The organism is Janthinobacterium sp. MP5059B (assembly GCF_001758645.1).
Lineage (GTDB): Bacteria > Pseudomonadota > Gammaproteobacteria > Burkholderiales > Burkholderiaceae_D > Janthinobacterium > Janthinobacterium lividum.
Window position 1 is genome coordinate 15,228 of sequence record NZ_LRHX01000016.1, and the last position, 26,633, is coordinate 41,860.

Here is a 26,633-nt window from a genome sequence, read left to right on the forward strand (position 1 = left end):
GTGCGGCAGCGCTTGCGGGCCAGGCCCGCAGACGATTACGCGTTCGCGTCTGGTACGACAGCGATAACAACTTCCACGACCACGTCGGTGTGCAGAGCAACCGAAACGTTGTGCTCGCCAACGATCTTCAGCGGGCCGGTAGGCATGCGGATTTGTGCTTTTTCAACAGCAAAACCTTGCTTGGTCAGCGCTTCAGCGATGTCGAAGTTGGTGACGGAACCGAACAGACGGCCATCAACACCAGCTTTTTGAGCAACTTGAACGGTCAGGCCGCTCAGTTTTTCGCCCTGGGCTTGCGATGCGGCCAGTTTGGCGGCAGCAGCTTTTTCCAGCTCGGCGCGCTTGACTTCGAATTCAGCCACAGCGGTTGCCGTAGCACGACGTGCCAGGCGTTGCGGGATCAGGAAGTTACGTGCGTAACCGTCTTTGACTTTGACGACTTCGCCGAGGTTACCGACGTTAACAACTTTTTCTAACAGAATGATTTGCATAGTTCTTCTCCAGGAATATCTGACCGATTAAGCGTGGTGCAGATCGGTGTATGGCAGCAGCGCGAGGAAGCGAGCGCGCTTGATTGCGGTGTCAACTTGGCGCTGGTAGTGCGCTTTGGTACCGGTCAGGCGTGCTGGCATGATCTTGCCGTTTTCTTGGACGAAGTCTTTCAGCGTGTCGACGTCTTTGTAGTCGACTTGCTCAACGTGAGCTGCGGTGAAGCGGCAGAACTTCTTGCGTTTGAACAACGGGTTTTGCTGTTTGCGTTTTTCTTTAAGCTTGAGCTTATTTTTGTCGAACTTTTTACCGAATGCCATGTCAGGCTCCTGTATCTAAAATGCGCTAGTCAGAATTGACTGCACTAAAATCAATGATGTGAAACACCAAACTCTTGCTGTTGCGGCTCTTCCTGGCCAGGAAACCCGTGAACTGATATACCCCGCCCAAGCTTGCCTGACTGAACCTGCCTGAAATTTCGCCAGCGGCTAGCGCGGCAACATCAAACTCGGTCAAACGGGCAATCCCTGCTTCCATCTGCTGCGAACTGTGTTGCAATACTGCATTCACAATCGGCAGCCCTGCCGGGGTATAGCGCAATATTTCGCGCTCGGCAATGATGGCGGTTACTTGTAGCTGGTTCAGCGCACGATCCTGGTCAAGAATTAAGCTGCTGCTGCGGCTGGAGCGGCTGCTGGTGCTTCGGTGCGGTGGCTTTTGGCCGCGTCTTCGCGTTGTACCGATTTCATCATCGGCGAAGGAGCTGTTTCAGCTTTCTTCATTTTAACGGTCAGGTGACGCAACACGGCATCATTGAATTTGAATGCTGTTTCCAACTCGACCAGGGTCTCGTTGTCGCATTCGATGTTCAGGCAGATGTAGTGTGCTTTAGGCAGCTTTTGGATCGAGTAAGCCATTTGACGGCGGCCCCAATCTTCCACGCGGTGAACCGAACCGCCGCGGGTGGTTACGCTGGCTTTGTAGCGTTCGATCATCGCGGGCACTTGCTCGCTTTGGTCCGGATGGACGATAAAGACTATTTCATAATGACGCATGCAAACTCCTTCAGGTCGGATTGATAATCGCCCACCCCGGCGTCAAGACGGGTGTGGGAAGGTCAGCCGAAGATTATAACCGCCTTTTGCAAACGTTTCAATCATTCCTTCCACAAGCGCCCGAAAAGCCCGCGCGCCGCCGTGCTTTCCGCCCCTGGACAAGTATTTCTTGCGAAATTCGCCTAAAACACGGAAATCCCCTTGCATAGTGGGCGATACTGTACAAAAATACAGACTGTTCATATAGACAGCATTTTAGTATGCACCCACCGCTCATGATCAAGCTGACAGCACGACAAGAACAAATCCTGAACCTGATCAAGGACGCGATTGAAAACACGGGCTTTCCTCCCACCCGTGCCGAAATCGCCAATGAACTGGGTTTCAAATCGGCCAACGCGGCCGAAGAGCATTTGCAGGCCCTGGCCCGCAAGGGCGCGATCGAGATTTCTCCCGGCACCTCGCGCGGCATCCGCCTGATCGGCGCAGCCGCTGAAGCCCTGCCATCGAAACTGCCGGCAGCGCTGCTGATGTCGCTGCCCCTGATCGGCCGGGTGGCGGCAGGCTCGCCCATCCTGGCGCAGGAAAACCTGGAAGCGAGCTACAACGTGGACCCCGCCCTGTTTTCTGCCAAGCCCGACTTCCTGCTGAAGGTGCGCGGCTGGTCCATGCGCGACGCCGGCATCATGGATGGCGATTTACTGGCCGTCAAGAAGGTCGATAGCGCCAAGAATGGCCAGATCGTCGTCGCCCGCATCGGCGACGAAGTCACCGTCAAGCGCTACAAGAAAACGGGTTCCGTCATCGAATTGCTGCCGGAAAACCCCGACTTCAAGGTCATTACCGTATCGCCGGAAGATGAATTCGCCCTGGAAGGTTTGGCGGTAGGCTTGATGCGCAGCTGGCATTGAACCACCGCATGTAAAAAGGGCCGCAACAGCATGACTGTTGCGGCCCTTTTTTATTTCCCAGGCGTTTTATGCATCCAGGGCGCTACGGAAATCCTCGAGCAAGTCCGCCTCATCCTCGATACCGACGGAGACGCGGATCAGGGATTCGGCGATGCCCATGCTGGCGCGGCGCTCGGCGCCCATCTCGTAAAAGATCGTGTGGGCGACGGGAATGACCAGGGTGCGGGTGTCGCCGAGATTGCTCGCTGGAATGGCAAGATTGAGACGATTGAGGAAATCGAAGCAATCGATGCCATCCTTCAGCTCGAAGCTGAACAGCGAGCCATAGCTGCGGAACAAATCCGTCGCCAGCGCGTGCTGCGGATGCGAGGCCAGGCCCGGGTAATGCACGGCCGCTACCCGCGGGTCGGCGGCCAGCATGGTGGCCAGCGCCAGGGCGTTCGAGCAGGTGCGGTCCATGCGCAAGGCCATGGTTTCCGCGCCGACGGCGATATGGTGCGCCGCCTCCGGACCCAGGGATGCGCCGAAATCGCGCAAGGCCTTGGCGCGGATTTGCGCGATGCCCCACTGCGCCGGCGCCGCCTTCTTGTAATTGTCGAAAATGTTCGGATACTGCGTCCAGTCGAACACGCCCGTGTCCGTCAAGCTGCCGCCCAGGGCATTGCCGTGGCCGCCGATGGATTTTGTCAGCGCATTGACCACCAGACCCGCGCCCACGGCTTTCGGGCGGAACAGGTAGGGCGTCGTCATGGTGTTGTCGACGATGTACAAAATGCCGCGTTCCTTGCACAACGCGCCGATCTTCGCCAGGTCGGCGATCTGCGTGCGCGGATTGGCGATGGTTTCGACAAACACGATGCGCGTTTGCGGCGTGATGGCGGCGGCCACATTGGCCACGTCCGTGGCGTCGACGAACGACACGGCGACGCCCTGCCCCGTCACCGTTTGCCACAGGCTGTTGGTGTTGCCAAACAAAAAGGCCGACGACACGACATGGTCGCCGGCGCGCAAGAGCGCCTGCACCACGGCGCCGATGGCGCCCATGCCGGTGGCGAAGCACAGCGTGGCGACGCCGTCTTCCATCTTGTTGACCTTGTCTTCCAGCGCGGAGACGGTCGGATTGCCCTGGCGGCCGTAGCGGAAGCCGGGCTCCTTGCCCTGGAACACGGAAGCGAGCTGGCGCGCATCGCCGTAGCCGAAGGCAACGGAAGTATGCACGGGCTTGTGCAGGGAACCGTGCTCGATGCCCTTGCGGCGGTCGTTATGCAGGATGGTGGTGGTAAAGCCGTAGTTTTTTTTATCGTTCATGATCGCGGAGCAAAAAAAGCCCGGCGCTAGCCGGGCAAGATAATTACGCTTCTGTTGTCGCCAGGTTCAGGTTCAGCTGGGAACGCGGCGTATCTTCGGGCGCTGCCGCCTTCGGATGGTGGCGCGCATACTCCAGGCGGTCCAGGTATTCCTGCGACACGTCGCCCGTCACGTACACGCCATCGAAGCACGACGCTTCGAAGTTGGTCAGGGCCGGGTTGACATCGGCGATGGCCTGCTTGAGCGCGCCGATATCCTGGTACACCAGGTAGTCGGCCGTGATTTCGCGGCACACTTCTTCCGTCGTGCGGCCATAGGCGATCAGTTCGTCGCGCGTCGGCATGTCGATGCCGTACACGTTCGGGTAGATCACCGGAGGCGCAGCCGAGGCGAAGATGACTTTCGTCGCGCCCGCTTCGCGCGCCATCTGCACGATTTCACGGCTGGTGGTACCGCGCACGATGGAATCGTCGACCAGCAGCACGACCTTGTCCTTGAATTCGGACGGGATCGCGTTGAGCTTCTGGCGCACGGATTTCTTGCGCGCCGCCTGGCCCGGCATGATGAAGGTACGGCCGATATAGCGGTTCTTGATGAAGCCTTCGCGGTACTCGATGTTCAGCGCCATGGCCAGCTGGATGGCGGCCGGACGCGAGGAATCGGGAATCGGCATGACCACGTCGATATGCACGCCTGGCAATTCGGCGCGGATCTTCTCGGCCAGGTACTCGCCCATTTTCAGGCGCGTGGCGTACACGGAGGCACCGTCGATGACGGAGTCAGGACGGGCCAGGTAGACGAATTCGAACACGCACGGGTTCAGGCTGGCATTGTCGGCGCATTGGGCGCTGTGCAATTGCTTGTCAGCATCGATGAAGACGGCTTCGCCGGGACCGATGTCGCGCACGAAGCGGAAGCCCATGCCTTCCAGGGCCACGGATTCGGAAGCGATCAGGTATTCCGGACCTTGCTCCGTTTCATTGATGCCCAGGCACAGCGGGCGGATGCCGTGCGGATCGCGGAAGGCCAGCAAGCCCACGCCGGCGATCTGCGCCACGGCGGCGTAACCACCCTTGACGCGGCGGTTCAGCACGGTAACGGCCTTGAAGATGGCTTCCGGGTCCAGGTTCAGGCCCGTCGTCGCTTCCTGGATTTCATGCGCCAGCACGTTGAGCAACACTTCCGAATCGGAATCGGTATTGATGTGGCGGCGGTCATTCTTGAACATTTCCAGTTTCAACTGTTCCCAGTTGGTCAGGTTGCCATTGTGCGCCAGGGTGATGCCGAACGGCGCATTCACATAGAACGGTTGTGCTTCCTCTTCGCTCGACGAACCGGCCGTCGGGTAGCGGCAATGGCCGATGCCCGTCGTGCCTTGCAGCGAACGCATGTTGCGCGTACGGAAGACGTCACGCACGAGGCCATTGGCTTTGTGCATGGAAAACATACTGCTGTGATTGGTCGCAATCCCTGCCGCGTCCTGACCGCGATGTTGCAGGAGCAACAATGCATCATAGAGCAATTGATTGACAGGTTGATGGGAAACGACGCCGACGATGCCACACATGGTGTGCTCCTAAACTGTGCTACTGATTTTAAAAAAAATTCAAAATTTCACATGCTGCGCGTAAGCGGCAGGCAGATAAGGCTTGATGGCGCGCGCGCCCTGCTCCGCGAGCGGGCTGAGCTGCGCGTTTTTCCAGAATGGCTGCTGCGGTATGGAAGTCATGCCACACAAGATGACGGCGGTCAGCACGATCACAAGGCCCCGCGCCACGCCGAACAGGCTGCCCAGGGTGCGGTCGGCCAGGCTCAGGCCCGTTACCTTGACGAGCGCATCGACCGTCATGGACAGCAATCCCATCAAAATGCGTACGCCGATGAACAGCACCACGAAAGCCAGCAACAAACGGACAGCCTCGCCCGGCACGGCTTCCGGCAGGAATTTCGCCAGCGTGGCGCCATAGGCGTTGGCAATGACGAAAGCCACGATCCAGCTGACCAATGACAGTATTTCCTTGACCAGGCCACGCATCATGCTGATCAGCACGGACGTCACCAGCACGAACAGCACCAGGTAATCGAAAATCGTCACGTGCGCTCAGCCTTGCAACATCACGCCGGTACCAGGCTGCCGCCCAGGCCCAGCTTTTGCAGCTTGGCGCGGGTCTTTTCGGCGTCTTCGCGGCTGCCGAACGGGCCCACGCGCACGCGGATGCGCTCGCCCGCCGGGCTGGAGACTTTCTGCGTGTACGACTTGATGCCCGCTTCGCGCAGCTTGTCCTGCAATTCATCGACCTTGTCCTGCGTCGCCAAGGCCGCCACCTGCACCACGAACTTGCCGCTGCCGGCGTCGTGCGCCTTGTCTTGTACTTTCTCTTGCGGCTTGCCTTCCAGGATAGCCAGCGCGCGCGCGGCATCGTCGGCCGATTGCGCCGGCTTGGCAGGTTTCGCTTCAGGCTTGGTTTCCGGCTTTACCTCATGCTTGGGCTCGGGCTTGGGCTCGTGTTTCGGCTCAGGCTTGGGTTCGTGCTTCGCTTCCGGCTTCGGCTCCACCTTGACAGGCTTGGGCTCAGGTTTCGGTTCCACATAGGTCGGCTTGACCGTTGCAGGCTGCACGGCGGCCAGCACGGGTGCCGGTGTGGGCGTAGGCTTGGCTGCAGGCGGCAGTGGCGCATCGACGATTTCCTCGGACTGGTCCAGGCCATTCGCTGCGGCCTGGGCCGGAACGGCCGGCACGGGCGCCGGTGCAGGTGCGGCGGCCTTTTCCTTCGACGGAATGTCGATGGCGATATCGTTGAAGGGCGCCTTCGGCTCGGAATCGAGCAGCATCGGCAAGCCGACAGCTACGCCCAGGGCCAGGGCAATCGCCCCGACCAGGCGGCGGCGTGCGCGCTTCTTTTCAGGCAAGACCGGATCCGGCGCTTCCTTGCCGCCACGGCGCGATCCGCCGCCACCGGAGGTGTTGGCTGCGCGCTTGCGGGTCGGCGACTGTGCTTCGCCAGGGACATAAAAGCCGCTGTCTTCGCCAGAGGATTCTTGCTTGTTTTTAAACAGTTTCGAGAACAAGCCCATGCGTGATTTTCAGTCGAGTGCGTTTCAGTGAAGTGAGGATTTTCGGGCCTTCATCACGCCGGCAACGGTGAGGAAAGAACCAAAGACCACAATTCTATCATTCTCACCGGCCCGGCTCATTGCATTTGCAAAAGCTTGTGCCGGATCATCGAAAATAGACACAGTATGTTCGCTGCTGTCGGGCTTGTCTTCGAGCATGATCTGCACCTTGGCGGCCAGTTCGGAGGCTGTGGCCGCGCGCGGCGAAGGCAAGCCCGTCAGGCACCAGTGGTCGACGTGCTCGCTCATCGCAGCCAGTACGCCATCGATATCCTTGTCCAGCATGGAGCCGAACACGGCATACGTGTACGGGTGGAAACCCATATTGCCCAGGTTCTGGTTCAGCGCCGAGGCTGCATGGGGGTTGTGCGCCACGTCGAGGATCACGCTGGGGCGGCCAGGCAAGACCTGGAAGCGGCCCGGCAGTTCCACCGTCACGAGGCCCGTGCGCACTTCCTGCGCGCCCACGGGCAGTTTCAGCTTCAGCACTTCCAGCGCGGCCAGCACGGCCGTCGCATTGAGGATCTGGTTGGCGCCGCGCAAGCTCGGGTAAGCGAGCGAATTGCGGCGCTGCTCGCGCCCGCCATAGTTCCACTGCTGCTTGTCGCCCGAATAATTGAAATCGCGGCCCATCAGCCACAGGTCCGCGCCGATGGCTTCCGCATGGTCGATCAGCGACTGCGGCGGCACGGGGTCGCTGCAAATGGCCGCCTTGCCCGGACGGAAGATACCCGCCTTTTCAAAGCCGATCGCTTCTCGCGTGTCGCCCAGGTAATCCGTGTGGTCGATATCGACGCTGGTGACGATAGCCACGTCGGCGTCGATCACGTTGACGGCGTCGAGGCGCCCGCCCAGGCCCACTTCGAGGATGGCCACGTCCAGCTTGGCCTGCGACAGCAGGTGCAGGATCGCCAGGGTGGTGAATTCGAAATACGTGAGCGGCGTGTCGCCCCGCACGGCTTCAACAAAGTTGAAGCTGGCAACGAGCTGTTCGTCGCTGGCCATCTCGCCCAGCACGCGGGCGCGCTCGTTAAAATCAAGGAAGTGCGGCTTGATGTAGAGCCCCACTTTGTAGCCGGCACGCAACAACACGGATTCCAGCATGGCGCAGGTGGACCCCTTGCCATTCGTGCCCGCCACCATGATCACGGGGCAAGTAAACGCCAGCTGCATGCGCGCCTTGACGGCTTGCACGCGGTCCAGACCCATATTGATCTGGGTTTCCGAATGGCGGGTTTCCAGCAGGGCGAGCCAGTCCGGCAAGGTGGTGGGGAGGTTTTGCATGGGAGACTTCTTGATGAGGAGACAGTGCGCGAAGCGCGGAGATGGTGTGGCGTGGCAACCGGGCGGATCCTTCGGACGCCGCCCGGCCTGTTACTTTGGCGTTAAGCCAAGACTTCGACAGCCTGGTTTTGCAACAAGGCCAGCAGGCGGGCGATTTCTTCGCGCATCTTGCGGCGGTCGACGATCATGTCGACGGCGCCCTTGGTGACGAGGAACTCGGCGCGCTGGAAGCCTTCCGGCAGTTTTTCACGCACGGTGTTTTCAATCACGCGCGGGCCGGCAAAGCCGATCAGCGCTTTCGGTTCAGCAATGACCACGTCGCCCATGAAGGCGAACGAAGCGGACACGCCGCCCATGGTCGGGTCGGTCAGCACGCTGATGAATGGCAATTTCTTTTCCGACAGCTTGGTCAGCATGGCCGTGGTCTTCGCCATCTGCATCAACGACAGCAAGCCTTCCTGCATGCGCGCGCCACCGGTGGCGGTGATGCAAATGAACGGTACCTTCTGTTCCAGCGCGATCTGTGCGCCGCGCACAAAGCGCTCGCCCACGACGGAGCCCATGGAGCCGCCCATGAATTCGAATTCGAAGCACGCCACGACAACCGGCAGGCTCATGATGGCGCCGCCCATGACGACCATCGCATCCGTCTCGCCCGTCGCTTCCATGGCGGACTTCAGGCGGTCCGGGTATTTCTTGCTGTCCTTGAATTTCAAGGTATCGACTGGCAGGATTTCCTGGCCGATTTCATAGCGGCCGCCCGCGTCGAGCAGGCTGTCGAGGCGTTCACGCGCGCGGATGCGCATGTGGTGGTCGCATTTCGGGCACACGTGCAAATTCGACTCCAGGTCCGTACGGTACAGCACGGCTTCGCACGACGGGCACTTGACCCACAGGCCTTCCGGCATGGTCTTGCGCGCGGCGGCATCAGAACGCTGGATGCGCGGTGGCAGCAGTTTTTCCAACCAACTCATATTTTCTCCTTGGGCCCTTGTAGGGGTAGCGTCGGTGGACGCCCCCGGCAGACGGTAAACGGCGACGCCCCGCAGGGCGCCACCAAAAATTTTATCTATTGCACAATAACAGGCAAATCAGTGGCCGAAGTGTAGCCGTTTATCGCCGGGCTGTCGAACTTTGCCGCCACCCGAGCTTGCGTAAACAACAAGCTTGCTCAGGCGTCCAGTGCGGCGCGGATGCTTGCAGTAAAGCTGCGCACGGCGTCGACGGCGCCACCTTCCGGGGCATTTTCAATCTCCTGGATGATGCGGCTGCCGATCACGACGGCATCGGCCACCTTGGCAACGGCCTTGGCCGTAGCGCCATCGCGGATGCCGAAGCCCACGCCGATAGGTAATTTTACATGCTGGCGGATGGCCGCGAGGCGCTCTGCCACCTGTTCCGTATCAATGTTGCCGGCGCCCGTGACGCCTTTCAGCGACACATAATAGCTGAAGCCGCCGCCAACCTTGGCCACTTGCGCGATGCGCTCTTCGGTCGAGGTGGGCGCCAGCAGGAAGATCAGGTCCAGGCCCGCCGCGCGCATGGCGGCCGCGAATTCCTCGCACTCTTCCGGCGGATAGTCGACGACGATGGCGCCATCGGCGCCGGCCGCTTGCGCTGCATCAATAAACGCGGCGCTGCCGATGCGCTCGATAGGATTCGCATAGCCCATCAGCACGACGGGCGTCGTCTGGTTCGTTGCGCGGAACTGGCGCACATAGCCGAACACATCGTGGATGCCCACATTGAATTTCAAAGCCCGTTCGCAGGCACGCTGGATGACGGGGCCTTCGGCCATGGGGTCGGAAAACGGCACGCCCAGCTCCAGCACGTCGGCGCCGCCCTCGACGAGCGCGTGCATCAGGGGCACGGTGGCGTCAGGGCCGGGGTCGCCGGCAGTGATGAAGGTGACCAGGGCGGTCTTGTTGTTGGATTTTAAGTTGGCAAAAGTGGTGGAGATACGGGACATGATGAGCTTTCTTAATGATGGATAGATGGAATAATTTCAACCCAAAGCAAAGGCTGGGGTCAGTCCCTGCGGGATCGGAATGCGCACCACTGGCGCGCACTCCCCCGGCGGGTCTGACCCCGTTGACACGCTGTTAGTTGAAATTGAGTCCCATGCGCTCCGCCACGGTATGCATGTCCTTGTCGCCACGGCCCGACAGGTTGGCCAGTACAATTTTGTCTTTCGGCAAGGTGGCCGCCAGCTTGGCCGCGTAGGCCAGCGCGTGCGACGATTCCAAGGCCGGGATGATGCCTTCGATATGGCAGCAGTCGTGAAACGCCTGCAGCGCCTCGTCATCCGTGATCGACACGTATTGCGCGCGGCCCGAATCTTTCAGCCACGCATGTTCCGGGCCCACGCCCGGATAGTCGAGGCCGGCCGAGACGGAATGCGTCTCGATGATCTGGCCATTTTCATCTTGCAGCAGGTACGTGCGGTTGCCGTGCAGCACGCCCGGAAAGCCGGCCGTCAGCGAAGCCGAGTGCTTGCCCGTGTCCAGTCCTTCGCCGGCCGCTTCCACGCCGATCAGTTTCACGTCCTTCTGGTCGATGTACGGGTAAAAGATACCCATGGCGTTCGAGCCGCCGCCGATGCAGGCCAGCACGTAGTCGGGCTGGCGGCCCGTCATTTCCGGCATCTGCACCAGGCATTCCTCGCCGATCACGGACTGGAAGTCGCGCACCATCATCGGATACGGATGGGGGCCGGCCACGGTGCCGATGATATAAAAGGTGTTTTCGATATTCGTGACCCAGTCGCGCATGGCTTCGTTCAGCGCATCCTTGAGGGTCTTGGAGCCGGATTCGACGGGCACGACGGTCGCACCCAGCAGTTTCATGCGGTACACGTTCTGCGCCTGGCGCTTGACGTCTTCGCTGCCCATGTAGACCACGCATTCGAGGCCGAAGCGGGCGCAGATGGTGGCTGTGGCCACGCCATGCTGGCCGGCGCCCGTCTCGGCGATGATGCGCGGCTTGCCCATGCGCTTGGCCAGCAGGGCCTGGCCGATCACGTTATTGATCTTGTGCGCGCCCGTGTGGTTCAAGTCTTCGCGCTTGAAATAGATTTGCGCGCCGCCAGCCATCTCGGACCAGCGCTTGGCGTGGTAGATGGGCGACGGACGGCCAACAAAGTGCTTGAGCTCGTAGCGGAATTCTTCGAGGAATTCCGGATCGGCGCTGTAGCGCGCATAAGCGTCTTTCAGCTCGGCCAGCGCGTGGGTCAGCGTTTCGGCAACAAACGAGCCGCCATAGGGGCCAAAGTGGCCACGTACGTCAGGAAAAGGGTAATCGGTGGCGTGGAACAATGCGGCGGCTTCGCCGGGCGCGGTGGTGTGGTCATTCATGGTGGTTTCCTCTGGCAATGATGGCATCGGCATCCTGCACCGCAGCGATAAACGCGCGGACTCGGGATGCGTCCTTGATGCCCTTGGACGCTTCGACACCACTGCTGATGTCGACGGCGTAAGGGCGCACGCGCACCACTGCGTCAGTCGCGTTTTGTACGCTCAAGCCACCACTTAAAACGACCCGAGGCGCGAGTTCTTTTGGAATGAGGGACCAATCAAATACCTTTCCTGCACCGCCGTAGGCATCCACATAGGTATCGAGCAAGAGGCTGGAGAACAAGGGACTGGCGGCGCGATAGCGCTGTTCGTATTCTAGCAAATCTTCAAAGGAGGTGTCGGGTTTGACGCGGAACACTTGCGTAAAGGGCGTATTCACGGCGCCAGCCAGCGCGGCGCTGTGTTCGGGCGTCTCGTCGCCATGAAATTGCAGCAGGGACAAGGGCGCCACGGCCCTCGTGGCCCGCACCTCGTCCAACGTGGCATTGACGAACAGGCCCACCGTCGTCACGTAGGGCGGCATGGCGGCGATCAGGCTGGCGGCCTGCTGCGGCGTGACGTAACGGGGGCTTTTCGGATAAAACACGAAGCCGATGGCGTCGGCGCCCGCGGCCACGACGGCCTGGATGTCTTCGGCGCGGGTCAGGCCGCAGATCTTGATGCGTGTGCGAGGCATGGCAATCCTTTACTTGATTTGATGCAGATCAAAACCAGGGCAAAGCGCTACTACTGTCTTGCGGCAATGCCCATTTCGGATCGTAATCGATCTGCGCCAGGTACAGGCCGTCCGGCATGAAGGTGGGCGCCGCCGCGTGGCGGTCTTTACTTTCAAGCAAATGCCCCAGCCATTCCGGCTTTTCGCGCCCCGTGCCGATGTAGACGAGCGAACCGACCAGGTTGCGCACCATGTGGTGCAGGAAGGCATTGGCCGTAATGGTGAAAATCACGCAATCGCCGCGCCGCTCGATACGGATGTCATGCATCAGCTTGACGGGCGACTTGGCCTGGCATTGCGCGGCGCGGAAAGCCGTGAAATCGTGCCAGCCCAGCAACGGCTGCACGGCTTGCCGCATCAGTTCCACGTCCAGCGGACGGAAAAAGAAGCCGGCGCGCCCTTCCACCAGCGGCGAACGGGTGGCGTTGTTATACAACACATAATGATAGGTGCGCGCGCGGGCGCTGAAGCGGGCGTGGAAGAAGTCATTGACCGTCGGATCGCCTTCAAGTTCCTTGGCCCAGCGCACGACGATGGATTTCGGCAGGAAGGCGTTGACGCCGCGCACCCACGAGTGCACGTCGCGGTTCAATTCCGTATCGAAATGCACGACTTGCTCGAGCGCATGCACGCCCGTATCCGTGCGGCCGGCGCACGTGGTGGCCAGGCGCACGCGGGCAAATTGTTCCAGCGCGTTTTCCAGCTGGTCCTGCACCGTTTGCCCGTCTTCCTGTTTCTGGTATCCATGCCAGGCCGTGCCGTCGTACTGCAGGCCGAGGACGATACGCTTCAATGGCGTTGCTGTCGTAATATTTTGCATCGAAGCATTATACCGGCGCCGTGGACCTGCCGCGCCGCCGGGTATTGCTAGCTCAGCAAAGCCCTCATCGTATTCGCTTTCGCGACCTGTTCGGCGCTGCCGCCCTTGATGACCTCATCGATCAGCTCGCGCGCGCCTTCCTTGTCGCCGATTTCCTGGTAAGCGATCGCCAGGTCCAGCTTGGTATCCATTTCCATGTGGATGGCCGACAGCGGGTCGTCCACGCCCACGCTGGCCGTCTTGCCGTCGTTGAGGTCCAGGTCGATGCCGGACAGGTCGAATTCCTGTGCCGGCGGTATGGCTTCCGGCAAGGTGGCGGGCGTTTGCGCGTCGTCGAACAGGCTGTCGAGGGAAGGCTCGGCCGCCGCGACCGGCGCGGCAGCTGGCGCCACCGGTTCGTCGAGGTCGAAATGGGCCAGGTCGACATCCTTCAACGGATCAGGCAAAGGCATCAAGCCGGCGCCCACGCCATTTACGGGACCGGCTGGCGGCTCCAGATCCAGGCCGAAATCCATGCTGGCGTCATACTGCGCATCCTGCCCGGTGGAGACCGGCTTGCTGTCCGGTCCCGGCATGACGATCGGGTCGCTGGTGGAAACGGGCTCGAAATCGAGGCTGTCGAGGTCGAAGTCGAGGGGCGCGCGCGTATCGCGGGCCGTCACGGAGGACACGGGCTCGGCGGGCGCCAGGTCGGCCGCCGGCGCTGACTCAGGAGCAGACAGATCGTCGGACAAGTCCATGCTCTGGCCATGCAAGTCGTCGCCCGCAGCCTTGCTCAGGCTAACGACAGCATCGTCTTCCGTATCGCCATACAGGGGATTGGTGGGATCGAGCGCCAGGCCCAGCGCGGCCGCCTGCGGCCACTCTTCGCCCTGGCCACGCGTCAAGCTGTACAGCTCGCTGGCCTGGTCTTCAAATGCGCGCACGTCGTTGCGGGCCGAATAGATTTCCAGCAGCTTCAGGCGGGCCGCATGGCGCTCCGGGTGGATACGCAAGGCTTCCTTGAGGATATCTTCCGCCTGGCCATCGCGGCCGTAGGCGATATACACGTCCGCTTCGGCGACCGGGTCCGTTTCATTCGCATCGAGCATGCTGGCGCCCGCTACGGCGGCGACGCCAGCAGCGGCGGCACCCGTGCCGAACAGGTGGTTGCTCGCTTCGGACTGCTGGTCTTCCGGCGCCAGGCCGGCCGGCGGCGTCACAGGCGCTTCCGGCTCGAACACGGGGGCGACATTGTCGGCGGGCGGCGGCGTCTCCTTGCGGCGGCGCGCGATCACCAGCGCGGCCACGGCGGCCAGCAGCGCGGCCAGGCCGATGCCGATGGCACCCAGATGGTCATTGAACTTGTCGGCGAAGGTCGGTTCCAGCGGCGACGGTTTTTTCACCAGCGGCACCGGTTTCGCCTTCGGCACGGGCGGCTGCGCCTCGGCGGCCGGGGCAGGAACGCTGGCCGGTGCGCTGGCAGCGGTCTCGGCCGGCTTGGCGGGCGCCGGGGCGCTCTTGTCCGCCATGGCCTTGCTCTTGACCGCCATCAGCTTTTCCAGGTCGCTGACGTTTTTTTCCAGCTCTTTGACGCGTGCGGCAGCTTCATCGACCTGCTTCGCCTTGGCGATCTTGTCTTCCTCGCTGGCGACGGTGCTCTTGCCGGCCGACTTGGCCGCCGGCTCCGCCTTCGACAGTTTCAGCTTGTCTTGCGACTCGCTCACGGCCGTCGGCTTTTCCTGCACCTTCGTCGCGCCGATCTTGCCAGCCGTGCTTTGCGTCGCTTGCGCCGCCTTGGCCGGCTTGCTTTGCGACACCTGGCCCGCCAGCTTGTTGCGGTAGGCTTCGAAATCGATGGCGTGCGCCGTCACGATGCCCTTCGCTTCAGCCGCGCCCGTGGCGCGCACGGTGTCCGCGCCCGGCACGGCCAGGATGCGTCCGGCCTGCATGCGGTTCATGTTCTCGCCCTTGAAGGCATCGGGATTGGCCCGGTACAGGGCGACGAGCATCATGTCGAGCGATACGCCCGAAGGCTTCAGCTCGCTGGCGATGCGGCTCAGGGTATCGCCCGTCTTGACCTTGTATTCGCCTGCCGCCTTTTTCGCGGCCGGCGGCGCAGCATCGGCCGCGGCAGCCGGTTTGGCCTTGCCTGGCTCGACTGGCGCCGTCACTTGCGCGCCGCGCGTCTGGCGCGCTTCGGGCGTGTCGAGCACAAACGCATATTCGCGCACCTGGCGACCGCTCTTGCTGCTCAGCTCCAGCAAAAGATCCACCATGGGTTCGGCCACCGGTTGCGCCGAGCTGATGCGGATGAAGGGCTTGCCATTGCGGTTTTCCACGGCAAACGTCAGCGCGTTCAGGGCGGGATTGAATTCCACGTTGGCCTGGCGGTAGGCGTCCGGCGGCGCCAGCTTGGCCAGCAGGTTCGCGGCCTCGCCTGGCTTGACGGCCGATAATTCGACCTCGGCGCGCAGCGGCTGGCCGGCGGCGGACAGCACCGTGATCTTGCCCAGCTCGGCTGCGGATGCCGCCGGTGACAATAACACCGCACAGGCGACAGCACTGCTGAGTGTTTTAATGGCAAGGGAGGCGACCCGGGGACGAGTGTGTACAGGCATAGTTGGCGGCATCTTAGTTGACATGGGAAAACTGTTACTTTTCCAGAGGTATCAACATATCATCATGCCCAGAGCTATGCAAGCTCCGCATGGTTGAGCCTTGAGGGGCTCAGGACGAAAAAAAAGCCGGGAAAACAGCCCCGGCTTGATCTTGATCAGCAATTTATTACTGATTTATTGCCATTACGCGTCCAGCAGGATGCGCAGCATGCGGCGCAGCGGCTCGGCCGCGCCCCACAGCAACTGATCGCCCACGGTGAACGCGGACAGGTATTCGCCGCCCATGCTCATCTTGCGCACGCGGCCGACAGGAATCGTCAGGCTGCCCGTGACGGCCGCCGGCGACAGGTCGCGCACGGACGCTTCGCGCGTGTTCGGCACGAATTTCACCCACTCATTGTTGCTGGCGATGATGTCGTTGATTTCATCGAGCGGCACGTCTTTTTTCAGCTTGATGGTCAAGGCTTGCGAATGGCAGCGCATGGCGCCGATGCGCACGCACAGGCCGTCGACAGGGATTTCCTTGGTGCCAAAGTCGATGCCGCGGCCCAGGATCTTGTTCGTTTCCGCGCCCGCTTTCCACTCTTCCTTCGACTGGCCGTTGCCCAGGTCCTTGTCGATCCACGGGATCAGGTTACCGGCCAGCGGCGCACCGAATTGCTTGATTTCATCCGGGGAATAGCCGTGCTGGGTGGCCAGCACCTGGCGGTCGATTTCCAGGATGGCGGAAGCCGGGTTGTCCAGCAGCGCCTTGACGGAACCGTTGATGGTGCCAAATTGCGTCAGCAGTTCGCGCATGTGCTGCGCGCCGCCGCCCGATGCCGCCTGGTAGGTCATCGACGTCATCCAGTCGATCAAATCGTGCTGGAACAGGCCGCCCAGGCCCATCATCATGCACGATACCGTGCAATTGCCGCCGATGTAATTCTTGACGCCCTTGCCCAGCGCATCCTTGATGACGTGCAGGTTGACGGGGTCGAGCACGATGACGGCGTCCTTTTCCATGCGCAAGGTCGAGGCCGCATCGATCCAGTAGCCATTCCAGCCCGCTGCGCGCAGCTGCGGGAAGACAGCGCTCGTGTAGTCGCCGCCCTGGCAGGAAATGATGATGTCGCACTTGGACAGTTCGGCGATGTTGTTGGCATCCTTGAGGATGGTTTCATTCTTCGCCATGGCCGGCGCCGCGCCGCCCGTGTTCGAAGTGGTGAAAAACACCGGTTCGATATGGGCGAAATCGCCCTCTTCCTGCATGCGCTGCATCAGGACCGAACCGACCATACCGCGCCAACCTACCAAGCCAACTAATTTCATTACCATTCCTCAAGATGAGACGGCGACTGCCGTCATTAGACTATTTTATCCCAGCGCTTTTACAACTGCATCACCCATCGCCTCGGTACCGACCAAAGTCGTGCCCGCTTCATGGATGTCGGCCGTGCGCAGGCCCTGCGCCAGCACTTGCTTGACAGCAGCCTCGATGCGGCTTGCCTGCTCTTCGCGGTTGAGCGAATAGCGCAGCATCATGGCCGCCGACAAGATCGTCGCCAGCGGATTGGCGATACCCTTGCCCGCGATATCGGGCGCGGAGCCGTGCGACGGTTCGTACAGGCCCTTGTTGTTGGCGTCGAGCGAAGCCGACGGCAGCATGCCGATCGAACCCGTCAGCATGGCGGCCGCATCCGACAGAATGTCGCCGAACATGTTACCGGTCACCATGACATCGAATTTCTTCGGCGCCCGCACCAGCTGCATGGCCGCGTTGTCGACATACATGTGATCGAGCGCCACATCCGGGTATTCCTTGTGCACGTCGGTGACGATGTCTTTCCAGAACTGGAAGGTTTCCAGCACGTTCGCCTTGTCCACGCTGGTGAGGCGCTTGTCGCGCTTTTGCGCGGCCTGGAAAGCCACGTGGGCGATGCGGCGGATTTCCCCTTCCGCATAACGCATGGTGTCAAAACCTTCGCGCTGGCCCTTGAACGGACCATCCGGGCACTCGCGCACGCCGCGGGGCTGGCCGAAATAGATGTCGCCCGTCAGTTCACGGATGATCAAAATGTCCAGGCCGGACACCACTTCCGGCTTCAGGGTCGAGGCGCCCGCCAGCTCCGGATACAGAATGGCCGGACGCAGGTTGGCGAACAAGCCCAGGTTCTTGCGCAAGCCCAAAATCGCCTGCTCGGGACGGAACTGGCGTTCCAGGTTGTCGTACTGGTAGTCGCCAACAGCGCCGAACAGCACGGCATCGGCCGCTTTCGCCAGGGCCAGGGTGGCTTCCGGCAAAGGGTGGCCATGGGCCGCATAGCCGGCGCCGCCCACGGGTGCCGTTTCCAGCTCGAACGATTCGCCCAGCACATTCAAGACCTTGACAGCTTGCGCGATGATTTCAGGACCGATGCCGTCGCCGGGTAAGATTGCAATTTTCATATTTTAATCGTTTAAATGACGTTGGCCAGCCAGGGCTGAGCAGAAAGATGGCGTTCTTCGAAGGCGCGGATATCGTCGGCGTGGCGCAGGGTCAGGCCGATATCGTCGAGGCCATTCATCAGGCAATATTTGCGGAAGGCGTCGATCTCGAACGGATACGAGACGGAACCGTTGCTGGTGCGCACGCATTGCTGCTCCAGGTCCACCACCAGCTTGAAGCCGGGGAAAGCCTTGACTTCATTGAACAGGTGCTCGACCTGGCTTTCTGACAGCACGATGGGCAGCAAGCCGTTCTTGTAGCAGTTATTGAAGAAGATATCGGCAAACGATGGCGCGATGATGGCGCGGAAACCATATTGATCCAGCGCCCACGGCGCGTGTTCGCGCGAGGAGCCGCAACCGAAGTTCTTGCGCGTAAGCAAGATCGAAGCGCCCTGGTAGCGTGGCTCATTGAGCACGAACTCCGGATTCAGCGGACGGCGGCTGTTGTCCTGCCCAGGCTCGCCATGGTCGAGGTAGCGCCATTCATCGAACAGGTTGGGGCCGAAGCCGCTGCGGTGGATCGATTTCAGGAATTGCTTCGGGATAATCGCGTCGGTGTCGACGTTGGCGCGGTCCAGCGGGGCGACCAGGCCTTCGTAAATCGTAAATTTATCCATGCTGTTTCTACTCGGTAGGACGCGCGGCGCGGGGCGCCGGCACGTCGCGGTTTATTTTCCGCCGGCGCCAGTGACGACCTGGCCGACTTTCTGCACATCGCGGCCGATGCCGGAGACGGTGTTGCAGCCAGACAGGATGACGGTGGCGATGAGGAGGGCGAAGAGTTTTTTCATGATGATTTCTTGATAGTAAGTAAGGGACCGGGAACGCTAGTGTAAACCAGCGGCGCCGGTCCCTGCCGTCATCGCAATCCCCGCACGTCGACAAAGTGGCCGGCGATGCCTGCCGCCGCCGCCATCGCGGGCGACACCAGGTGGGTACGGCCGCCCTGCCCTTGCCGGCCTTCGAAGTTGCGGTTCGACGTGGACGCGCAGCGTTCGCCCGGCTCCAGGCGGTCCGCATTCATGGCCAGGCACATGGAGCAGCCCGGCTCGCGCCACTCGAAGCCGGCATCCTTGAAGATGCGGTCCAGTCCCTCGCGCTCGGCCAGATCCTTGACGAGGCCGGAACCTGGCACCACCAGCGCCAGGGTGACGTTCGAGGCGCGGTACTTGCCGCGCACCACGGCGGCCGCCGCGCGCAAATCCTCGATGCGCGAATTGGTGCAGGAACCGATGAATACCTTGTCGATGCGGATGTCTTCGATGGCCGTGTTGGGCTTGAGGTTCATGTAGACCAGCGCCTTTTCCATCGCATCGCGCTTGACGCTGTCTTTTTCCTGGTCGGGGTCCGGCACGCGGCCATCGACGCCGATCACCATCTCGGGCGAGGTACCCCAGGTCACCTGCGGCACGATTTCTGCCGCGTTGAGCGTGACGACGAGGTCGAAGCGGGCGCCAGGGTCCGAATGCAGGGTGCGCCAATAGGCCACGGCGCGCTCCCAGTGCGGACCTGCCGGGGAAAACGGACGGCCCTTGACGTAATTGATGGTGGTGTCATCCACGCCGATGATGCCGGCCCGTGCGCCCGCCTCGATGGCCATGTTGCACACCGTCATGCGGCCTTCCATCGACAGCGCGCGGATGGCCGAGCCGCCGAACTCGATACAGTAGCCCGTGCCGCCGGCCGTGCCGATCTTGCCGATGATGGCCAGCACGATATCTTTCGCCGTCACGCCGGCCGGCAAGGCGCCGTCGACTTGCACCAGCATGGATTTGGATTTCTTTTGCAGCAAGGTTTGCGTGGCCAGCACGTGTTCCACTTCGGACGTGCCGATGCCGTGCGCCAGCGCGCCAAACGCGCCGTGCGTGGACGTGTGCGAGTCGCCGCAGACGACCGTCATGCCGGGCAGGGTCGCGCCCTGTTCGGGGCCGATCACGTGCACGATACCCTGGCGCTTGTCGTTCATGTTGAAGTAGGTCAAGCCGTAGTGCTTGGCGTTCTTGTCCAGCGTTTCCACCTGCAGGCGCGAGACCGGGTCGGCGATGCCGTCGACGCGGCTGGTGGTGGGCACGTTATGGTCGGCCACAGCCAGGTTGGCGGAAATACGCCACGGCTGGCGGCCCGCCACGCTGAGGCCATCGAAGGCTTGCGGGCTGGTGACTTCGTGCAGCAGGTGCCGGTCGATGTACAGAATTGTCGTGCCATCATCTTCGGCCCGAACAACGTGGGATTCCCAAAGTTTGTCGTAAAGCGTCTTCATCATGATTTATGCAGCGTTGCCACAGCCTGTTTAAGTGATCAAGTGATACCAGGTCATACGGTGATCCACAAGGATTATGCCATATATTGGGGAATACAGAACCGAAACAGGCAAAAGCGTGGGATTGGCGATACAAAGTTTGGCCGCATTGTTCGATATGAGCTGGAAATTGCCGATGTCGGCTTATCAGCGCCATCACAAGCCCATCCGCACGCGGCTTGCCGAAGGACTGACGGCGGCGGCAGAAAGGCATGTTTTTTCCTCAATCTTTCGTGTATTGTGTTTCGACAATAATGACCGGCGCACGCGCGCCACCACACTGGGGACTTCGATGAAACTGAACTTGTCGGCGCTGGCCGCCCTGACCCTGGCCGGCGCCCATGCGGCGGCCGCCACGCCGGGAGAAACATGCGTGCAGGACTTGCGCGCCATTGCGCCCTTCCTGCTGGAAAATGACACGGGCGCGCGCCAGCACCTGGAACAAAAGGGACAGGCGTATTTCGACCTGGCGCTGGCCACGGCCACCACGGCGGCGGCCGGCGCGGCCGATGGCCAGGCCTGCGATGCGGTCCTGGAAAACTATGCGCGCATGTGGCGCAAGGGCCACCTGCATGTGAAGCCGGGCAGCGCGCTCGATATCGCCAAACCGGCGCCGGCACGGCCCGCCGCGCCGGGACAGGCGGCAGCATCGAAGGAACCGGCGCTGCGGATATTGTCGGACTCGACTGTACTGCTGACCTTGCCCAGCTTTCACGGCAGCTACCGCGCCGCCGTGGCCGCCCTGCTCGATACGCATCGCGCGGCACTGGCGGCGCGCCCCAACTGGATCCTCGACGTGCGCCGCAACGGCGGCGGCAGCGACAGCACGTATGCGCCGCTGCTGTCCTGGATCAGTTCGGGAGAGATCGTCCGCATGGGCGCCGAATGGCTGTCCACGCCGGCCAATATCGCAGGCCAGGAAAACGTCTGCGCGCTGCTGGCGCCCGGCGACCAGGCATGCGCCGCCTTTGCGGCCCAGGCCGTGACGCAGATGCGCAGCGTGAAGCCGGGCCAATACGCGCCGCAGCAAAGCAGCGGCACCATCAGCTATATGCGCGCGGACACGCCGGAACCGCGCCGGCCGGCGCGCGTGGCCGTGCTGGTCGACCGCGACTGCGCCAGCTCCTGCGAAGAATTTCTGCTGGCGGCGCGGCAAAGTTTTCATGTGAAATTGATCGGCCGCAACAGTTACGGCGCACTCGACTATTCCAACCTGCGCCTGCACGCCCTTCCATCGGGACAGCGCCACCTGCAATACGCCACCTCGCGCTCGGCCCGCTTGCCGCAGCTGCAGGTGGATCTCGGTGGCATCATGCCCGATATCTACCTGCCGCCACCGAAGGACGAGGCGGAGCGCGCTCAGGAAGTGCTGCGCGTGCAGCGCTGGCTTGAAGGGGGCACTTTACGCCCGGATAACATTTGACGCCGCTGGCGCCATAAAAAAAAGCCCGCTATACCTGGCGGGCTTTCTAATGAATAAGGCAAGACTTAAGCTGCCAACCGGACGCTACCTCGACAACCATCCATCAGGAACGACAGGCCGACTACCAGCACCAGCTCGCCCTCGGCCGAGCGGGCCGTACCCGTGATGCCTTCCACGGTGATGGCCGTCATCGGCTTGATCACCAGGTCGGCCGTGCCATCGACGGCTTCCACGGCCAGGATGTACGGCTGTGGCGCGGCGACCACGATGCCGACGCGCTCGCTGCACGATTCGTAACCCAGGGAGCCGGCCAGCGACCGCACGGGCAATGGACGGCCCTGGTCTTTCAGTACGGGCGCGCCGCCCACTTCCATGAAGGTTTCCGGCAATTCGACGACGCGTTGCACCACCGCCATCGGCAGCGCCAGCGCGGCACCCGACGTCGACACCAGCATGGTCGGCACGATCGACAGTTCGATCGGCAGGCGGATGGCAAATTTCGTGCCCTTGCCCAGCGCCGACTCGATATGGATGGCGCCGCGGTTTTTCTCCACGGCCGTTTTCACCACGTCCATGCCCACGCCACGGCCGGAGACGCTGGACGCGACTTCCTTGGTCGAGAAGCCCGGCAGGAACACCAGCTGGAAGCATTCGTCGTTGCTCAATTGCGCGTTTTCGCTGATCAAACCCTTTTGCTGGGCCTTGCTGCGCAGGAAGGCCGGATCCATGCCCTTGCCGTCATCCTGCAGCACGATCATGACACTATTGGCTTCCTGCCATGCCTTCAGTGAAATATACGATTTGGCGGGCTTGCCGGCAGCCAGGCGCGCTTCCGGCGATTCGACGCCATGGTCGAGCGAGTTGCGCAGCATGTGCACGAGCGGATCGTACAAGCTGTCGACCACCACGCGATCGACTTCCGTCTCCGCGCCCTCGATGGTCAGTTCGACATCCTTGCCCAGGTCTTTCGCCAGCTCGCGCACCAGGCGCGGGAATTTCTGGAACAGACGGCCCACGGGCTGCATGCGCGTGGCCAGGGTGGCCCGCTGCAGTTCCGTCGAGTAGCGCGAAGCGCGTTCCAGGGTTTCCGCCAGAGTCGCCATCAGGGTGGCGGCCTGGCCTTCGAATTTGAATTGCAGCAAGCGCTCGAGCAGCACGGCAGCCTGGTTGGCGGCCTGCACGGATTCGCCGGCCACTTCCAGCAGGGCGTCGAGCTTGACGGCGTCGACGCGGATGCTGTCTTCCTTGACGGGCGCGGCATGGCGCACTTCCGGACGCTCTTCGCGTCGTTCGGCGCCATCCCAGGCCTTGGCGGCCGGCTTGGCGGCAGCGGCAGCGGCCGGCGCGGCGGCCACGACGGCAGGCGCAGCGGCGACGGCGGACACCGGCGCGGCAGCGACCCGGCTGCCCTCGGGCACGACGGCGTTATACATGCCTTCCCAGTCCAGGCCAACGGCGCCGGCGGTGGAAACGGCGGCGACGGGCGCGGCCACGGCAACTTCTGCGACCTCGGCAACGACCACGGCCGCTTCCGCCACCACGGCGGCCGGCGCAGGCGCGTCCATGCCCTTGCCTTCGATGGCGTTCGTCAGGATATGTTCCAGCTCTTCCGGCATGGCCGGCAAGCTTTCCGGCGCGGCGCCATTCGCCAATTCCGTCAGCTGGTCGGCCACGAAACCGGACGCTTGCAGCGCCGCCTCGATGGCGATGGGGGTTACCGGCGCGGCGCCCGTGCGCAAGGCGTCAAACAGGTTTTCCGTCAGATGGCAGGCCGCCACCAGCGCGGGCAAGCCCATGAAGCCGGCGCCACCCTTGATGGTGTGGAAGGAACGAAACACGGCATTCAGTGTTTCCTTGTTGTCAGGATCACGCTCGAGGCGTAATAAGTGCTCTTCAACATTAACCGCAAGATCCATCGCCTCAACGACGAAATCCTTGAGCATATCGTCCATTAGAATCCCAAATCCGCAAGAAGGTCGTCTACATTATCCTGGTCCAGCGCCACCGACGGCACGGACGGGCCCTGCATCAGCGGTACCGGCTTTTGCGCCAGCTTTTCGCGCACCTCGGCCGGCGCGTTGTCGCGCAGCAGCTGAGCCAGCTCGTGCTCCACCGTCTTGGTGATGTTGACCACTTTTTTGATCAGCTGGCCCGTGATGTCCTGGAAGTCCTGGGCCATCATGATTTCCAGCAAGCGTGCTTTTTCCGCTTCCGTTGCTTCGGCAACGGCTTGCGCGAACTGGCGTGAATCGCCGGCCAGGGCCTTGAATTCTTCCAGGCTCAGCTTGCCATCGAACAAGGCTGTCCAGCGGCTGTCCATGTCCTTGGCTTTCTTCGACAGCACGTCTTGCGCCGGCATGCCTTCGTCGAGCGTATTCAGGACCTTGTTGGCGGCCTGCTCCGTCAGGGTGGCGACATATTCCAGGCGGTCCTGGGCGTCGACGATCTGCGACGACGCTTCCGTCAATGCCTTGTCGTAGCCCAGTTCGCGCAGCGAGTCGTGCAGCAGGCGCACGATGCCACCCAGGCGCTCGAACATCGGCTTGTCGGACTGGTCGACCGGATCGGCCGCTTCGCCAGGCGCGCCAGCGCTGGCCACGGGGGCCGCTTCCGCTGCGGCTGGCGCGGCAGCCACCGGCGCCGCTGCGGCTGCCGGCACGGCGGCGCTGGCCGACACGGAGTCGAACAGCGCGTCAAAATCGTCATCCGCGATCACGGCGGGAGCGGGCGCGGCGGCAGGCGCCGGCGTGGCTGCGGCCGCGCTTTGCGCGGATACTTCATCGAATAATGCATCGAAATCATCAGCGGCGTTGGTCATATCCCTGCTTCTCCATAATTTGTCAAAATTCCGCCTGAACTGTGCGTTTTACAGACTGATACCCACAATTTCTCGATTAAGATGATTTGAGGCAATACCGCTGCGATGGTGCGAGTGTAGCAGGGCGCCGCCCTGTTGGTAAATCTCAAAACGCGCTTCCCGGTGCAAAGCTGGCCCACAAGAGCTTTTCCGCCAGGAAATAAGTGTTCCTGCTGTTGTATTTTGAAATACTACCATTGGCGTGCGTGCAAGACCACGCGCCGCACAAGAAATCCTGCCCGCGGGCGCCTGCGCAACAGCGCCATATGGATATCGCTGGGACATCGTTGCACCTTAAACACGATCTTTCTGCCAATGTTGTCTATACTGAAGGTGCAGTAGTATTGACAATTATCAAGTCTTTACATGAATACAATGCTGCCGCCACGTCTACAATAAGAGGCGTTGCGCGCGCTGAGTCATCGCCAAAGGACCTGCCATGTATAAGAAAATTCTGATCGCCACGGACGGCTCCACCGTCTCCAACTTGACGGCCTGCGCCGGCGTTGCCTTTGCCGAACAGATGCACGCCGACATCCTTGCCGTGTACGTGGCACCCGAGTACCAGTACCCGGTGTATATCGAAATCATTCCGCCAAGCTATCCCAGCGAAGAGGAATACCGCATCGCCATGCGCAAGGCGGGCGCCGACCACTGGCAGCCCATCCTCGACGCGGCTGCCAAGCGGGGCCTGCAGGCGACGGGCTTGACGGCCTTTTCCGACAGCCCGGCCCTGAAAATCGTGGAAGTGGCGCAATTGCAGCAATGCGACCTGATCTTCATGGGTTCGCATGGCCGCAGCGGCTGGGGCCAGTTGCTGCTGGGTAGCGTCACCAACAAGGTGCTGTCGCACTCGAAATTGCCCGTGCTCGTGCATAGGCTGATCAAGGAACCCCCGGCAAAATAAGGGGTCACATGGCCACGGAGGCCGCCGTTGCCGGCACAGCAAGAAAAAGGCAAACGTGCGGCCACTTCAGTTAAAATGACAACATTTCTCGTTTCTTAACATTTGATTGTCCGGTAACGGACACAGCAGATTACACGCCACCAGATTGCCCGCCTATGATACGTATTGTGATTGCCGACGACCACACCATCATGCGTGAAGGATTAAAGCGCATCCTTGACGGCGCGCCGGATATCGACATCGTGGGTGAGGCCATCGACGGGTTTGAAGTCCTCAACCACGTGCGCCAGGGCGGCTTCGACCTGCTGCTGCTCGACCTGTCGATGCCGGGCCGCAGCGGCGTCGACCTGATCCGGCAAATCCGCAGCGAGGCGCCCAAGCTGTCCATCCTGATCCTCACCATGCATGAGGAAGAGCAATATGCGGTGCGCGCCATCCGCGCCGGCGCGCAAGGCTATCTGACCAAGGAAAGCGCGGGCACCCAGCTCGTGGGCGCCATCCACAAGGTGGCGTCGGGACGCCCCTACATCAGCGCCGAGGTGGCGGAGCAGCTCGTGCTCAACATCATGATGCCGAATGAAAGCTTGCTGCATAAACAGTTGTCGGACCGCGAATTCGAAGTCTTTTCCCTGCTGGTGGCCGGCAAGTCGATCACGGAAATTGCCAACAACCTGCATCTGAGCGTGAAGACGGTGAGTACGCACAAGACGCGCATCATGCAAAAGATGGGCATGAGTTCCCTATCGGAAATGGTCCAGTATGCCGTCGCGCACCGCCTGCTATCGCCCTTCAAGACGTGATCCTCCTGGCGCGCGTCCGCGCGCCAACTGTAGGAACAATCCTACCTTACCTACCGCAGCTCCTACTGCCATATTCAGCCACTGCTGATATTAATTGCATACGGTTGTTGGCATACTGAAACCAGTCATCAAGTTGCTGGAAAGTTATTTCATCACACAGCAAGTCTTCAGCGAATTGAGCATTACCTGCCTGGACGCGCGCCGCCGACCCTTGCCCGCCCGCCGCCCC

At 61.6% G+C, this 26,633-nt stretch carries 26 protein-coding genes; 4 read left to right on the plus strand and 22 right to left on the minus strand.

Features of this window, described 5'->3' with window-relative positions; all coding sequences use genetic code 11:
* Positions 1 to 35 precede the first annotated feature (35 nt).
* Genes rplI through rpsF form a run of 4 tightly spaced genes read right to left on the minus strand, consistent with a single transcriptional unit; the run spans position 36 to position 1,544 of the window.
* Positions 36 to 491 carry a 50S ribosomal protein L9 gene (gene rplI, locus JAB1_RS17175; protein ID WP_034783456.1) on the minus strand — a complete coding sequence of 152 codons (456 nt, stop codon included), beginning with the start codon at positions 489 to 491 and terminating at the stop codon, positions 36 to 38.
* Between the two features lie 27 nt (positions 492 to 518).
* Complete coding sequence (gene rpsR, locus JAB1_RS17180) at positions 519 to 809, minus strand: 30S ribosomal protein S18 (protein WP_010400024.1); 291 nt, start codon at positions 807 to 809, stop codon at positions 519 to 521.
* A 25-nt stretch (positions 810 to 834) separates the two neighbouring features.
* Positions 835 to 1,134, minus strand: coding sequence for a primosomal replication protein N (gene priB / locus JAB1_RS17185; RefSeq protein ID WP_034783455.1), 300 nt, complete (start codon positions 1,132 to 1,134; stop codon positions 835 to 837).
* A gap of 20 nt (positions 1,135 to 1,154) precedes the next feature.
* Entirely contained in the window at positions 1,155 to 1,544 is a 390-nt protein-coding gene (gene rpsF / locus JAB1_RS17190) for a 30S ribosomal protein S6 (RefSeq protein ID WP_034750499.1), read from the minus strand.
* A 275-nt stretch (positions 1,545 to 1,819) separates the two neighbouring features.
* Between rpsF and lexA the strand changes: the two genes are divergently transcribed.
* The gene (gene lexA / locus JAB1_RS17195) at positions 1,820 to 2,455 is read left to right on the plus strand and encodes a transcriptional repressor LexA (RefSeq protein ID WP_070281117.1); all 636 of its coding nucleotides are present in this window, start codon (positions 1,820 to 1,822) and stop codon (positions 2,453 to 2,455) included.
* 66 nt (positions 2,456 to 2,521) lie between these two features.
* Here lexA and JAB1_RS17200 read toward each other — a convergent pair whose 3' ends face one another.
* The 16 genes from JAB1_RS17200 to leuC form a co-directional block, all read right to left on the minus strand.
* On the minus strand, positions 2,522 to 3,763 hold the full coding sequence (locus tag JAB1_RS17200; RefSeq protein ID WP_070281119.1) for a cystathionine gamma-synthase family protein: 1,242 nt from the start codon (positions 3,761 to 3,763) through the stop codon (positions 2,522 to 2,524).
* Between the two features lie 43 nt (positions 3,764 to 3,806).
* On the minus strand, positions 3,807 to 5,330 hold the full coding sequence (purF, locus tag JAB1_RS17205; protein WP_034783451.1) for an amidophosphoribosyltransferase: 1,524 nt from the start codon (positions 5,328 to 5,330) through the stop codon (positions 3,807 to 3,809).
* A 39-nt stretch (positions 5,331 to 5,369) separates the two neighbouring features.
* Positions 5,370 to 5,858 (minus strand): CvpA family protein, encoded by a 489-nt coding sequence (locus JAB1_RS17210; RefSeq protein WP_034783449.1) that lies wholly within the window; start codon positions 5,856 to 5,858, stop codon positions 5,370 to 5,372.
* Positions 5,859 to 5,878: 20 nt separating this feature from the next.
* Positions 5,879 to 6,838 carry an SPOR domain-containing protein gene (locus JAB1_RS17215; protein ID WP_070281121.1) on the minus strand — a complete coding sequence of 320 codons (960 nt, stop codon included), beginning with the start codon at positions 6,836 to 6,838 and terminating at the stop codon, positions 5,879 to 5,881.
* 24 nt (positions 6,839 to 6,862) lie between these two features.
* Positions 6,863 to 8,161: a bifunctional tetrahydrofolate synthase/dihydrofolate synthase gene (gene folC, locus JAB1_RS17220; protein WP_070260519.1), complete on the minus strand. Its 1,299-nt coding sequence runs from the start codon at positions 8,159 to 8,161 to the stop codon at positions 6,863 to 6,865.
* A 101-nt stretch (positions 8,162 to 8,262) separates the two neighbouring features.
* On the minus strand, positions 8,263 to 9,135 hold the full coding sequence (gene accD, locus JAB1_RS17225; RefSeq protein ID WP_010400390.1) for an acetyl-CoA carboxylase, carboxyltransferase subunit beta: 873 nt from the start codon (positions 9,133 to 9,135) through the stop codon (positions 8,263 to 8,265).
* A 197-nt stretch (positions 9,136 to 9,332) separates the two neighbouring features.
* Positions 9,333 to 10,130, minus strand: coding sequence for a tryptophan synthase subunit alpha (trpA, locus tag JAB1_RS17230; RefSeq protein WP_070281122.1), 798 nt, complete (start codon positions 10,128 to 10,130; stop codon positions 9,333 to 9,335).
* A gap of 133 nt (positions 10,131 to 10,263) precedes the next feature.
* Complete coding sequence (gene trpB / locus JAB1_RS17235) at positions 10,264 to 11,514, minus strand: tryptophan synthase subunit beta (RefSeq protein ID WP_139144594.1); 1,251 nt, start codon at positions 11,512 to 11,514, stop codon at positions 10,264 to 10,266.
* Positions 11,507 to 12,190 (minus strand): phosphoribosylanthranilate isomerase, encoded by a 684-nt coding sequence (locus JAB1_RS17240; RefSeq protein WP_070281123.1) that lies wholly within the window; start codon positions 12,188 to 12,190, stop codon positions 11,507 to 11,509. Before JAB1_RS17240 ends, trpB begins: the two co-directional genes overlap by 8 nt.
* Positions 12,191 to 12,218: 28 nt before the next feature.
* Positions 12,219 to 13,049: a tRNA pseudouridine(38-40) synthase TruA gene (gene truA / locus JAB1_RS17245; RefSeq protein WP_175445083.1), complete on the minus strand. Its 831-nt coding sequence runs from the start codon at positions 13,047 to 13,049 to the stop codon at positions 12,219 to 12,221.
* Positions 13,050 to 13,096: 47 nt separating this feature from the next.
* Complete coding sequence (locus JAB1_RS17250) at positions 13,097 to 15,577, minus strand: FimV/HubP family polar landmark protein (protein WP_254672144.1); 2,481 nt, start codon at positions 15,575 to 15,577, stop codon at positions 13,097 to 13,099.
* Positions 15,578 to 15,832: 255 nt separating this feature from the next.
* Positions 15,833 to 16,960: an aspartate-semialdehyde dehydrogenase gene (asd, locus tag JAB1_RS17255; RefSeq protein ID WP_071653368.1), complete on the minus strand. Its 1,128-nt coding sequence runs from the start codon at positions 16,958 to 16,960 to the stop codon at positions 15,833 to 15,835.
* A gap of 45 nt (positions 16,961 to 17,005) precedes the next feature.
* On the minus strand, positions 17,006 to 18,076 hold the full coding sequence (gene leuB, locus JAB1_RS17260) for a 3-isopropylmalate dehydrogenase (protein ID WP_070281126.1): 1,071 nt from the start codon (positions 18,074 to 18,076) through the stop codon (positions 17,006 to 17,008).
* Positions 18,077 to 18,087: 11 nt separating this feature from the next.
* Positions 18,088 to 18,735 (minus strand): 3-isopropylmalate dehydratase small subunit, encoded by a 648-nt coding sequence (leuD, locus tag JAB1_RS17265; protein ID WP_034783435.1) that lies wholly within the window; start codon positions 18,733 to 18,735, stop codon positions 18,088 to 18,090.
* Positions 18,736 to 18,786: 51 nt separating this feature from the next.
* Positions 18,787 to 18,909, minus strand: coding sequence for an entericidin A/B family lipoprotein (locus JAB1_RS28850; protein ID WP_010400408.1), 123 nt, complete (start codon positions 18,907 to 18,909; stop codon positions 18,787 to 18,789).
* Positions 18,910 to 18,977: 68 nt separating this feature from the next.
* Positions 18,978 to 20,381 (minus strand): 3-isopropylmalate dehydratase large subunit, encoded by a 1,404-nt coding sequence (gene leuC, locus JAB1_RS17270; protein WP_070281127.1) that lies wholly within the window; start codon positions 20,379 to 20,381, stop codon positions 18,978 to 18,980.
* Between the two features lie 328 nt (positions 20,382 to 20,709).
* On the opposite strand from leuC, the gene JAB1_RS17275 reads away from it, so the two are divergent.
* Positions 20,710 to 21,840, plus strand: a complete 1,131-nt coding sequence (locus JAB1_RS17275; protein WP_070281128.1) for a S41 family peptidase — start codon at positions 20,710 to 20,712, stop codon at positions 21,838 to 21,840.
* Positions 21,841 to 21,905: 65 nt separating this feature from the next.
* On the opposite strand, the gene JAB1_RS17280 is transcribed toward JAB1_RS17275, so the two are convergent.
* Together JAB1_RS17280 and JAB1_RS17285 are read right to left on the minus strand one after the other, a co-directional pair.
* The gene (locus tag JAB1_RS17280; RefSeq protein WP_070281129.1) at positions 21,906 to 23,792 is read right to left on the minus strand and encodes a chemotaxis protein CheA; all 1,887 of its coding nucleotides are present in this window, start codon (positions 23,790 to 23,792) and stop codon (positions 21,906 to 21,908) included.
* Positions 23,792 to 24,658, minus strand: a complete 867-nt coding sequence (locus JAB1_RS17285) for a protein phosphatase CheZ (protein ID WP_034783429.1) — start codon at positions 24,656 to 24,658, stop codon at positions 23,792 to 23,794. Before JAB1_RS17285 ends, JAB1_RS17280 begins: the two co-directional genes overlap by 1 nt.
* A 478-nt stretch (positions 24,659 to 25,136) precedes the next feature.
* Here JAB1_RS17285 and JAB1_RS17290 point away from each other — a divergent pair, with 478 nt between their 5' ends.
* Positions 25,137 to 25,604: a universal stress protein gene (locus JAB1_RS17290; protein ID WP_070260284.1), complete on the plus strand. Its 468-nt coding sequence runs from the start codon at positions 25,137 to 25,139 to the stop codon at positions 25,602 to 25,604.
* 155 nt (positions 25,605 to 25,759) lie between these two features.
* A complete protein-coding gene (locus JAB1_RS17295) occupies positions 25,760 to 26,404 on the plus strand; it encodes a response regulator transcription factor (RefSeq protein ID WP_034783426.1) in 645 nt (214 codons plus the stop codon).
* Positions 26,405 to 26,633: the final 229 nt, after the last annotated feature.